Here is an 11,578-nt window from a genome sequence, read left to right on the forward strand (position 1 = left end):
ATAGATGAAGCCCCCGGTTGCGGATGCGGCCGGGGGCTTTGCTTTAAGGAGGGGGTTTGTTTATGCCGACAATCAGTGTATTCTACGGAATCATTATCTATCTCTACTTCTTCGACAACCAGAAACATCGAATCCCCATTTCCACGCCCGCTATCAGGGGCAACAAGCTGCGGTTTCAATCCTTGACGGAGAGGTGTTAGAAGGGGAACTCCCTTCGGCAAAGATGAAACTGGTGCAAGCCTGGCAGGAAATCCATCGGGAAGACCTTATGGCGGATTGGGAATTGGCGGTCAACGGACAGACGCCGTTTCCGATCGAGCCGTTATGTTAGGAGGAAGCATGGAATCGGTTGTCCGTGTGGTGCCACGAGAAAACTACCAGTTGGAAATCGAATTCCGTACGGGTGAGGTGCGACTCTTCGACGTGCGTCCATATCTGGACAAGGGTGTTTTCAGCCAACTGAAGGATCAAGCACTTTTCGCTCGGGCATTTGTTGCATTCGACACGGTCTGCTGGCCAAACAATCTCGACATTGCGCCGGAAACTCTTTATGTAAAATCGGTGCCAATTTCAAGTGAGGTGCATGAAAAACCAGAAGAATATGGGGAGTGTCCCTAATTTATTATTCCGCCATCAGGGTCCGCAGGGGACTTTTACCCCTAAGTCATCCAGTCGCTACCACAACGACTGGAACAGCGCCAGGCATGGCGCTACGCTCACCGCGTCCACCACATTACAAAAGAAATCTAACCTTCCACCCCCTCAAAGCCTGCATCTTTCCTCCATCAAGCCCTCCATACTGAAAAATCTTTCATCGGACATCAGCGTGGCCTGATGAGTCCGGCGGAAAACCGCAGAGGATTGCCCGGCGCAGACCGGGGTGCATTACACCGCAGGGCATCAGCTCGGTGGTGGCGCGGCTGCGGCGCTGGTCACCCATCTGCTTCATCCCAGCCCCGCCGTGCACCAGCAGAACCGGCGGCCCGCTCTTTTCTCCACGTCGAGAACGCACCGCCACCTCCGAGAAGAAGGATTACTGCCTCAGCATATCGGCAACCTTGGTCAAAAATTATTTGATTGTCATTGAATTTTTCATCGCCAAACGGAAGCTAACCAGTAGTGCTAAAATAGGATCAGGAGGAGAAAGGAAGGACGAGATGAGGAAGCAGGAAGTCTATCAGGAAATCGAGCAGACGTTCGGGCTGGTGCCAAGCATGTTCAAGGAAGTGCCGGAGCCGATGCTCGAACACGAATGGAAGCTGTTCAGGCAGATCCAGCTGGATAAAGGACCAATCCCTCAAAAGTACCGCGAGCTGATCGGCCTGGCGATCTCCGGCGTGACGAAGTGCCGTTACTGCACCTTCTATCACACCGAGGTGGCCCGTCTCTTCGGCGCAACGGACGAGGAAATCGAGGCGGCCGCCCATTATGCCAAGTCGAGCGCCGGGTGGAGCGCCTACATCAACGGTCTGCAGGTCGACTATGAAACCTTCTGCAGCGAGGTGAAGCAGGCATGTGAGCATGTCCGCAGCAGCCAGAGGAGGGCCGGAAAGCAGGCAAGTGCTGAGACCCGCACGGGCCTTCACTGAGACTCTTTCAGGGAGTGGAGGAAATGAAAAGGGCGGCCGGATGGCTGCCCTTTTAGCTGGGAGATTGGTGAAGGCCGCGCACCGCGGTTGAAAGGCTCGCCTGCTGGCTTTATTCGTTTCAACCTTTTGCGGGCGATATCAGATGCACATCCCTTTGCGGAAATGGAATACTGATTCCGGCATCGGCCAGGGCTTTGTGAATACCCAGGTTCACTTGGTACAGAAGGGTGTAATACTGCTTGGTGGGGACCCAGTAGCGCAGCCCGATGTTGATGGCCGAATCGGCAAAAGCTTCAATCCCCACCTGGGGCGCCGGATCCTTGCAAATCTCCGCATATCCCTCCAGAACCCCCCGCAGGACCGAAATCGCACGTTCCGGATCGTCCTGGTAGGAAATGCCGACGCATGTTTCGATCACTTTGTTTTCAAAAGAATTCCGGAGAATTTCTCCTACGATGTGCTTATTGGGGATGGTCAGCACTTCGCCATCCTCGGTGGTCAGAATCGTGGCCGCCAGTCGTATTTCCTCGACGACACCGCTGACCTCCTGGACGGTGATGGTATTGCCCACGACAAAGGGTCGCGTGAGTATCAGCGTAAGTCCGGCCCCGTAATTTGACAGAGGTCCCTGAATCGCAAAACTGGCGCCAAACACCAGGGCGCCTAACGCGGCTATGAACGGAGCGATCGAGATACCAAACTTTCCGATGACCACGATAACGACGAACACCATGATAATCAGCTTGGTGCTGCTGGCGAAAAACCTGGACAGGGTTATGTCGATGCTGCGTTTTTCACAGAGACGCAAGACCAATCGAGCGAGCCAACCGGACAGCCTCACTCCGATGACCAGGATAATCAGCGCCCCGATGATCTGAAAGCTGTAATTGATGACAAACTCCGTCACTACGTCAATGATCTTCTGCAGGGTTTCTATTTCCTGGCCAAACAGATTCCCATCCTCAGGGTTCATGTATAACCTCCATTGCAGAAAACAACGCTTCCGTTCGCAGATTTTTATACCACCCCGCCCGGCGCAATACAAAACAATTACAGCCGCAGCCGTCTCTGCTGTACATTTTGCGGCAGCAGGGCTCGTAATTTAACGGAGGAATTACTCACCCCGGCCCGGGCAGAGCCCGGACAGCACCTTTGAAAGGATTTTCCGACCGGCATCCATCCTGCATCCTTCTCGAAGATTCACGTCCAACCACTCTCTTCGACAGGGTCGTGCCATGAGCGAAGTCGCTCCCCATCCCACCACTGCAAGCTCAGCCGCACCCCGCATCCTCGCCATCGCCGGCGGCAAGGGCGGCGTGGGCAAGTCGGTGATCGTTGCGAACCTGGCCCTCGCCCTGGCCCGCCGCGGCCGTCGCTGCACACTGATCGACCTCGATCTGGGCGGCGCCAACCTGCACACCCTGCTCGGAATGAACAACCCCGAACGCAGCCTGTCAGACTTGTTCCGGCGCAAAGTGGCCACCCTTCCGGAGGTGGTGGTCGACACCCCGTTCCCCAACCTCGGGTTGATCAGCGGCTCGCGGGCGCTGCTGGAGATGGCGAACCCCAAGCACGCCCTGAAACTGAAGGTGCTGCGCCAGATGTTCAGGCTCGAGGTCGATTATGTCCTGCTCGATCTCGGCGCCGGCTCCCACTTCAACGTTCTCGATTTTTTCCTGGCCGCCCATGAGCCCCTGCTGGTCGTGGCGCCGACCCCGCTTTCGGTGGAGAACGCCTATCATTTTCTCAAGGCGGTCTACCTCCGGAAGTTCAGGCAGGCGCTGCGGCAATTCTCCCGCAGCGAACGGATGGAGGCTGAATTGCGCGCCCGGGTTGCGCGAGGGCTCCGTTCGCCGCGGCATCTTATGGAGATCCTGGAGGAGATCGCGCCCGAGGCCCGTCAGGGGGTGACGGAGCGGATGCGGACCCTGAAGCCCGGGCTGGTGCTGAACCAGGTGAAGGAACGGGGGGAGTTGGAGGTCGGCCCCAAGATGAGTACCGTATGCCGCCACTATTTTGACCTCGACCTGGCCTACCGGGGAGCGATCCTCAATGACGACCTGGTCTACCGTGCGATGCAGAACAGGCAGCCCGTCTGCAATCTTTACCCGGAGAGCCCCTTCGCCTTGAGCATCAACGGAATAGCGGAGCAACTGCTCGATCGAAAGGAGGTGGAATATGTCTGACGGCGGGTTGATGGACGCTTATCACTGCCTGGGGTTGAAGCCGACCTCGGACCTATCGACGGTGGAAAAGGCCTATCGCCATATGAAGGCGCTCTACAGCGAAGAGACCCTGGCCACCTACGAGCTCTTTGAGGAGGACGAGCGCACCCGCCTGCTCGAAGAGGTGGAAAACGCCTTCAACCGGCTCAGCGCCGCCGCCGGGGAACTGCTTCGACTGCCGCAGGCCCCCCGCATCGTCTCCGAACCAATGCTGCCGCTGGACGATTCCACTCCTCCGGCGGCCTATCTGCGCCTGGCCCGAGAAAACCGTGGGATGACCCTGAAGGAGATCGCTCAACAGACCAAGATCGGCACCCGGTACCTGGCCATGATCGAGGAAGAAAGCTATGAATTGTTGCCTGCGCCGGTCTATCTGCGCGGCTTCGTCTTCGACTACGCCCGTACCGTGGGCGTACCCGCTCCCGAGGAGGTGGCCAGGCGCTATCTCGATCGTTGCCGGGAGACGCTCGCTGAGCAGGACTAAATGGACCCTCCCCTCCTCGCCAGCGCCTGCCGGATCTCCTCGACGCAGCTATAGGGGATCTTCAGGTTCCCCCTCGACCCGCCGATGACGATCTGCCCCCCCTCGTCCCCGTGGTAGTCGGAGCCGCCGGTGACGATAAGGCCGCGGCGGCGGGCCTGGGTGATGTACCAGTCGATGTCGTTGTTGTCGGCGCCGTTGTTGTACGCCTCCACGCCGTCGAGGCCCAGGGGGACGAAGGCGTCCAGAAGAGATTCGAAGACCTTGCGGTCGGAAGTGATGAAGGGAGGATGCGCCAGGACCGCCACGCCGCCGGCGCGATGAACCATGGCGATGGCCTCGTCGATGGGGAAGAAGCGTTTCTGGAGGTTGCAGGGGACCAGGTAGTTGCGGAAGGCCTCGTCCTTGTCGGACGCGTGTCCCTTTTCGATCAGGGCCTGGGCGATGTGCGGCCGCCCCACCGTTCCGCCCGCCCTGGCCAGAACCTCGGCGAAGTCGATGGGCTCCCGCCCTTCCTGCTCCAGCTTCTCGTTCACCCTGGCGACGATATGCTCGTTGCGGTTCTCGCGAAAATCCCGGAACTCCCTGAACGCTTTCTCCATCTCGCGGTCATGGTGGTCGAAGCCGTAGCCGAGCAGGTGGATGTCCTCGTACTCTCCCCACAGGACGGAGAGTTCTACCGCCGACAGGACCTCGACTCCCAGCTCCCTCCCCGCGGCCATCGCCTCGTCGATGCCGTCGAGGTTGTCGTGGTCGGCAAGAGCAACGGCGGAAAGCCCCGCCCGCGCAGCCATGCGCACCACTTCGGCCGGAGCGTGGGTCCCATCGGAGCAGGTGCTGTGCAGATGTAAATCGACGTATTTATTCATAAATCATCTTTCTCTTTATTTTTTCACCCGAAACCCCGCCCGCTCCCACGCTCCGGCATCCCCTGCCGGGCGCTGTGGGGTTTTTTCCCGGGGGGGCTTTTTCGTCCCCGCATTGGGATCGGCCTCCTTGATGGAGAGGGCGATGCGTTTGCGGGGCAGGTCGACCGAGAGGATCTTGACCTTGACGGTCTGTCCGGCCTGGACGACCTCGTTGGGGTCCTTGACGAAGCGGTCGGCCAGGTGGCTGATGTGGACCAGGCCGTCCTGATGGACGCCGATGTCGACGAAGGCGCCGAAGGCGGTGACGTTGGTCACCTTTCCCGGAAGGATCATCCCCTCCTGCAGATCGCTCATCTCCTGCACGTCCTCGCGGAAGGCGAAAGCCTCGAAGCGATCACGGGGGTCGCGGCCGGGCTTCTTCAGTTCCTCCATGATATCACGAAGGGTGGGCATGCCGACACGTTCGTCGACATAGCGTTTGAGGTCGAGACGCGCCGCCAGGGCCGGATCGCTCGCCAGCTGAGTCACGGCGACCCCGAGGTCCTTCGCCATCGTTTCGACCAGGGGATAATTCTCCGGATGGACGGCGGTGCTGTCGAGGGGGTTATCGCCGCCGCGGATGCGCAGGAAGCCCGCCGCCTGCTCGAAGGCCTTCGCCCCGAAGCGGGGGACCTTGAGCAGCCCCTTGCGCCCGGTGAAGGAGCCGTGCTCGTCTCGGTGACGGACGATGGACCGGGCCAGGGAGTCGCCGATCCCCGAAACGTAGGCGAGCAGGGCCCAGGAGGCGGTGTTGAGATCGACGCCGACGAAGTTGACGCACGACTCAACGGTGGCGTCGAGGGCCTTCTTGAGGGCGCTCTGGCTGACGTCGTGCTGATACTGACCGACCCCGATGCTCTTGGGATCGATCTTGACCAGCTCGGCCAAGGGATCCTGAAGGCGGCGGGCGATGGAGATGGCGCCGCGCACGGTCAGGTCGAGATCGGGAAACTCGTCGCGGGCGATCTCCGAGGCCGAATAGACGCTCGCTCCGGCCTCGTTGACCATCACCACCGGCAGGGAAAGTCCGGCTTCGCGCAAGGTATCGCGAGCGAACTGCTCCATCTCCCGGCCGGCGGTGCCGTTGCCGATAGCGACCATCTCCAGGCCCAGCGACCGGACCAGACGCAGCAGCTCCTGTTTCGCCGGGGCGACTTTGGACGCGCCGGTGTGGGGATAGATGGTGGCGTGTTCGAGGAACTTGCCGGTTTCGTCCACCGCCGCCAGCTTGGAGCCTGTGCGCAGGCCGGGATCGATCCCCAGCACCCTTCTGTTCCCCGCCGGCGGCGCCAGAAGAAGGTTCTTGAGGTTCTCGGCGAAGACGGCGATGGCCGCCTCGTCGGCCCGCTGCTTGGCCTCCAGGCGCAGCTCCACCTCGATGGAGGGGGCGATCAGGCGGCGGTAGGCATCCTCCGCCACCCCCTCCAGCAGGGAGCGGAAGATGCTCTCGCCGCGGATCAGGCGCCCCTTGAGCCCGAGGAGAATCTCCTCCACCGGCGCCTCGATGGCCAACCGCAGGACATCCTCCTTCTCGCCGCGGCGCATGGCCAGCATGCGGTGGGAGGGAATGTCGCGCAGCGGTTCGCTGAAGTCGTAGTACATCTCGAACTTGCTGACGCTTCCTTCCTTGTCGGGGGCGACCTTCGAGACGAAGAGCCCTTTCTCGCCGGTCAGCCGGCGCACCGCGGCCCGGGCGTCGGCGTCCTCGCTCAGCCGCTCGGCCAGGATGTACCCGGCCCCTTCCAGAGCGGCGGCCGCGTCGGGCACGTCCTTCTCCGCATCGACGAAGGGAGCGGCGGCCCCTTCGGGGGTTCCGGCCCTCAGCTCCTGGGATGCGACGAGGTCGGCCAGCGGCTCCAGCCCACGTTCCCTGGCGATGGTCGCCTTGGTCCTCCGCTTCGGCTTGTAGGGGAGATAGAGATCCTCCAGCTCGGTTTTCTGCCGGGTCGTCTCGATGCGGGCGCGCAGCTCGGCGGTGAGCTTCCCCTGCTCTTCGATCGACTTGAGGACGGTGACCTTGCGCTCCTCCAGTTCGGTGAAATAGGCCAGGCGCTCCTCGATAAGGCGCACCTGGACCTCGTCGAGCTCGCCGGTGCGCTCCTTGCGGTATCGGGCGATGAAGGGAACGGTCGCCCCCTCGTTGAACAGGTCTACGGTATTTTCGACTCCGGCGGGGGGCAGGCCGGTCTCTTCAACAAGGCAGGCCAGAATCCGGGCCGTTTGCTGATGGGTAAGCGTCATCCGATATTCCTCTTTGGCTTAAATTCTAAAAGGGATCGGATTCTAGCATGGGGGGAAGGTAAAAAAAAGATCCTTCGGGAGAGAAGACAAAAACTATTTACCCGAAAACTCCGGATGGACACTGATTGGTTTTCGGATTGGAAACGAGGAGTTTTTCGTCGTGGCAAGGAAATCAAGGGATTGCGCGGACGCGTACATGGTACGCCGCACAAGCAATCACGCAGATTGACGCCGCCACGGCGGAAAAGAACCGTTTCCGAACGAAAACTACTTGAGTGGCACGACCATGACCGCCCTATAAGATTTGCGCAGCAGCTTCTCCGCGACGCTGCCGAGGAAAGCGTATTTGAGCCGGCCCTTGCCGTGGCTGCCGATGACAATCAGGTCGGCGTCGATGCGGTCGGCGGCCTCGAGGATTCGCCCCACGGGACTGCCGTGGTGAATTTCGATTTCGCTGATCCGCTCGACATCCTCGGGGTGATCCGAAAGCTGTTCCTTGGCAAACGCATGGATGCGCTGGCGGATCTTGTCCTTGATCTCCTCCTTGTGTTCCAGTTCCAGGTCGGCAAGCCGATCTTCGCCCATGACGGTGGAGATGTAATTCAGCATGGCAGGCTCCACCTCGGGAAGAACGTGCAGAATGTACACCTCCGCCCGATAACTGCGCGCCAGACCGATGACATGGCTGAACGCATGGGCCGCGTTGGCGGAAAGGTCGGTGGCATAAAGGATCTTTTTGTACTTGGGAATCATGGATATTCTCCTCAGGCTTGCGCCACGGCGCTGGAGTTCTTCGCAATTCGCATCTTCTGCAGACCGAAGATGGCTCCATAAAGGGCCAGGCCGATCAGGTAACTCAGATAGTGATTCTCGATTCCGATAAACCCGGCGAAGAAACCGGGACGGAACATGATCAGCGCGACCACCAGCAGGAGAACCAATTCGTACCAACGGGTTCTGACGAGGAACCATCCCTGAGTAGCCGATCCGAAGGCGAACATGCCGATGCAGGTCATGATGAAGATATAGATGGCCAGAGGGAAGCTGTCGATGCCGATCAGGAGCATGTCTGTATTGAAGATGAACATGAAAGGGAGAACGGCCGTGCGGATGTCGTAGGCAAACCCCTGCAGGCCGGTTTTGATCGGATCGCTCTTGGCGATGGCCGCCGCGGCGTAGGCCGCCAGCCCGACGGGCGGTGTATCGTCGGCCAGGATGCCGAAATAGAAGACGAAGAGATGGGCGGCAATCAGGGGTACCTCGAAACCCTGCCATCCGGCGATGGTCACCAGAGCCGGGGCGGTCAGCGAAGCCATGACGATGTAGTTGGCGGTGGTCGGCAGGCCCATGCCGAGGATCAGGCAGGACACCGCCGTGATCAGAAGCATCAGGAAAAGGTTGCCCATGCTCAGGGTGTCGATGATGCTGGTGATCAGACCGCCCAGTCCCATGGTCACCACACCGACCACGATGCCGGCCGAGGCGGTGGCCACCGCTACGCTGACCATGTTGCGGGCGCCACCGACCATGCCGCCGATAATATCTAGGAATCCGCGCCTTATCCCTTCACCGGCAGTGATTCCCTTGCTCTTGCGGGTCGCCGCATGCTGAAAAAGCATAAGGACCGAAAGGACGCCGATCGAGCGGAAGGCCGCCAGATCCGGTGAATGGCGAGGAATGATCAGTTCGTAGAGGAGAATGAAGATCGGCAGCAGGTAATGCCATCCGCGCCTGAGAGTATAGAAGAAGGCTGGAAGATCGGCCTTGGGAATGCCCTTCATTCCCAGCTTGCCGGCTTCCAGGTGGGTCAGCCAGAACAGGGCCATATAGGAGGCAAAGGCCGGGATGGCCGCCGACTTGCAGACCTCGAGATAGGGGATATTGACGTATTCGGCGATGATGAAGGCCGCCGCACCCATGACCGGAGGCATGAGCTGACCGTTGGTCGATACCGCCACCTCGATGGCACCGGCCTTGTAGTCCGGGTACCCGACCTTTTTCATCATCGGAATGGTAAACGTCCCGGTGGTGACGACGTTGGCGATGCTGGAACCGGATACCAGTCCGGTCAGGCCGCTGGAAAGGACCGCCGCCTTGGCCGGACCACCCTTGTAACGTCCCAGCAGGCTCATGGCCATATCGATGAAAAACCGGCCCGCGCCGGCCCGATCGAGCATGGAGCCGAAAAGGACGAAGAGAAAGACGATCCTTGCCGAAACGTCGAGGGGGATTCCGTAGATCCCTTCGGTGGTCAGCGAGATCTGGCCGACGTAGCGGGACAGACTGACCCCCTTGAAGGCCAGGAAGTCCGGCATGTAGGGACCGAAGAAAGCATAAAGAGTGAATACTCCGGCAATCACCGGAAGCGCCGGACCGATTACCCGGCGAGCGGCGTCGAGGAGCAGCACCACCAGCATGACCCCGATCAGCAGGTCCAGCGTATTGGGCTGCCCCACCCGCGAGGCCAGCCCCTCGTATTCGATGGCGATATAGAGGGCCACCAGGGCGGCCACGATGGCCACCAGGTAGTCGGCAAAGGGAATCTTGCGTTTTTCCCCCAGCCAGCGAAGTCCCGGAAGATTCACATCGCGACGCAGTGTGGGATAGGAAAGAAAGACGATGAGCAGGGCAAACGCCAGGTGAATTGCCCGGATGATGGTTGAATCGAGAAGGAGCCAACTGGACAGGGAAAGCTGGAAGACTGACCAGCACAAGGCAATGGTGGGCACAATGAACCGGCTCGGTCCCGTGACCCGGCGCAGACCGAGTTCTTCCTCTTCCTTCATCCTCCTGGCCGTTTCGAGCCCCTCATCCCTGATAGCCTTCTCCTGTTCCGCCATTGCTTCACCCTGTCCTTTCCCCTGTCTTGAACGTCAACTGAGGGGGAATGTTTAATGCATCACTAAATCCTTCGAAACCCGGCGAGGGCATAAACAGATGCCCTCGCCTTTCTGCATCGATCGATTACTTCTTGATCAGCCCGGCTTCCCTGAAATACTTCTCCGCGCCGGGATGAAGGGGAGCCGAAAGGCCCTGCAGCATGTTTTCCCTGGTAAGAACATCCAGGGCGGGATGCAGCTTGCGCAGTTCGTCAATGTTTTCAAAGACTGTCTTGGTGATTTTGTAGATCACATCCTCAGAGACATCGGAAGAGGAGCAGATGGTTGCCTTGACGCCGAAGGTGGGGACGTTTTCGGTGTTGACCACGCCCGGATACTGATTCACGGGAATCTCCGCCGGAGCATAATAGGGCTGCTCGGCAGTGAGCTTCTGCACGAGATTTTCGGAAACCGGTACGAAGTTCACCTTTCGTGCGCCGGCTACCGCCTCCTTGACCGAGCCGTTGGGATGGCCGACTGTGTAGAAGAAGGCATCGATCCGGCCGTCCTGCAGCATCCCGGCGGCTTCGGCGGGCTTGATCCCCTCGATGCGGAGATCTTTTTCAGGGTCAATTCCGGCAGCCTGAAACAGATCGAGGGCGTTGACACGCTGGCCCGTGCCGGGGGCACCGATATTGACGACCTTCCCCTTCATGTCGGCCACATTTTTGATGTTGCTGTCGGCTGCCGCCAGGATGGTGACGGCTTCGGGATGGATGGCGAATACGGCGCGCAGCTTCTTCTGCGGTTTGCCTTCCCAGTCTCCCTGACCGTTATAGGCCTGGTACTGCAGGTCGGACTGAACGATCCCCAGCTCCAGGTCGCTGTTCATGAGGGAATTGACGTTAAACACCGAGCCGCCGGTCGACTCGACGGTCATGCGCAGGTTGTACTCCTTGCGTTTCTGGTTGACCAGCTTGCTGATGGCGCCGCCGGTGGGATAGTAAACGCCCGTGACACCGCCGGTTCCCATGGTCACGAAATCGACGGCAAAGGCATCTACGCCGCAGAAAGTAAAGAACACAAGGGCCAGGATCGGGATCGACAGTCTCTTCATAAAATATTCTCCTCGTTGGAATTGTCGGCACCAATGCCGCTTCATGGAAGGACGCGCTTTGAATTTCTGACAGTTGCAACTTGAGCAAGTGAAATGCCAAAAGTCCTGCAGACACATAAATCCTTGTAATTATACTCGAAAATCAACGTTTTTCGATTCACTGAAAAAGCCCGGAAAGGTATGACCAAGGTTATCGAC

At 59.5% G+C, this 11,578-nt stretch carries 11 protein-coding genes and 1 pseudogene; 5 read left to right on the plus strand and 7 right to left on the minus strand.

Features of this window, described 5'->3' with window-relative positions; translation table 11 throughout:
• The first annotated feature begins 62 nt into the window (after positions 1–62).
• Together DTF_RS21885 and DTF_RS21890 are read left to right on the plus strand one after the other, a co-directional pair.
• Positions 63–331, plus strand: a pseudogene (locus DTF_RS21885) (DUF4160 domain-containing protein).
• Between the two features lie 8 nt (positions 332–339).
• A complete protein-coding gene (locus DTF_RS21890; RefSeq protein ID WP_035055623.1) occupies positions 340–618 on the plus strand; it encodes a DUF2442 domain-containing protein in 279 nt (92 codons plus the stop codon).
• A 193-nt stretch (positions 619–811) separates the two neighbouring features.
• On the opposite strand, the gene DTF_RS26395 is transcribed toward DTF_RS21890, so the two are convergent.
• On the minus strand, positions 812–1,012 hold the full coding sequence (locus DTF_RS26395) for a hypothetical protein (protein ID WP_155890714.1): 201 nt from the start codon (positions 1,010–1,012) through the stop codon (positions 812–814).
• 145 nt (positions 1,013–1,157) lie between these two features.
• Between DTF_RS26395 and DTF_RS21895 the strand changes: the two genes are divergently transcribed.
• A complete protein-coding gene (locus DTF_RS21895; protein ID WP_051360900.1) occupies positions 1,158–1,589 on the plus strand; it encodes a carboxymuconolactone decarboxylase family protein in 432 nt (143 codons plus the stop codon).
• A gap of 118 nt (positions 1,590–1,707) precedes the next feature.
• On the opposite strand, the gene DTF_RS0104545 is transcribed toward DTF_RS21895, so the two are convergent.
• Positions 1,708–2,562: a mechanosensitive ion channel family protein gene (locus DTF_RS0104545; protein ID WP_027714356.1), complete on the minus strand. Its 855-nt coding sequence runs from the start codon at positions 2,560–2,562 to the stop codon at positions 1,708–1,710.
• A gap of 262 nt (positions 2,563–2,824) precedes the next feature.
• Here DTF_RS0104545 and DTF_RS21900 point away from each other — a divergent pair, with 262 nt between their 5' ends.
• Together DTF_RS21900 and DTF_RS25190 are read left to right on the plus strand one after the other, a co-directional pair.
• Positions 2,825–3,775: a P-loop NTPase gene (locus tag DTF_RS21900; protein WP_035055625.1), complete on the plus strand. Its 951-nt coding sequence runs from the start codon at positions 2,825–2,827 to the stop codon at positions 3,773–3,775.
• Entirely contained in the window at positions 3,768–4,298 is a 531-nt protein-coding gene (locus tag DTF_RS25190) for a RodZ family helix-turn-helix domain-containing protein (protein ID WP_027714357.1), read from the plus strand. The genes DTF_RS21900 and DTF_RS25190 overlap by 8 nt, the downstream gene beginning before the upstream one ends.
• On the opposite strand, the gene DTF_RS0104560 is transcribed toward DTF_RS25190, so the two are convergent.
• The 5 genes from DTF_RS0104560 to DTF_RS0104580 all read right to left on the minus strand — a co-directional run bounded on the left by DTF_RS0104560 (position 4,295) and on the right by DTF_RS0104580 (position 11,380).
• A complete protein-coding gene (locus DTF_RS0104560; protein ID WP_027714358.1) occupies positions 4,295–5,164 on the minus strand; it encodes a PHP domain-containing protein in 870 nt (289 codons plus the stop codon). The two genes, DTF_RS25190 and DTF_RS0104560, sit on opposite strands and share 4 nt — an antisense overlap.
• A gap of 15 nt (positions 5,165–5,179) precedes the next feature.
• Entirely contained in the window at positions 5,180–7,444 is a 2,265-nt protein-coding gene (locus DTF_RS0104565; protein ID WP_027714359.1) for a Tex family protein, read from the minus strand.
• A 267-nt stretch (positions 7,445–7,711) separates the two neighbouring features.
• Entirely contained in the window at positions 7,712–8,197 is a 486-nt protein-coding gene (locus DTF_RS0104570) for a universal stress protein (protein WP_027714360.1), read from the minus strand.
• A gap of 11 nt (positions 8,198–8,208) precedes the next feature.
• The gene (locus tag DTF_RS0104575; RefSeq protein WP_027714361.1) at positions 8,209–10,284 is read right to left on the minus strand and encodes a TRAP transporter permease; all 2,076 of its coding nucleotides are present in this window, start codon (positions 10,282–10,284) and stop codon (positions 8,209–8,211) included.
• A 124-nt stretch (positions 10,285–10,408) separates the two neighbouring features.
• Positions 10,409–11,380, minus strand: coding sequence for a TAXI family TRAP transporter solute-binding subunit (locus DTF_RS0104580; protein ID WP_027714362.1), 972 nt, complete (start codon positions 11,378–11,380; stop codon positions 10,409–10,411).
• Positions 11,381–11,578: the final 198 nt, after the last annotated feature.

This window comes from Desulfuromonas sp. TF, assembly GCF_000472285.1.
GTDB lineage: Bacteria > Desulfobacterota > Desulfuromonadia > Desulfuromonadales > ATBO01 > ATBO01.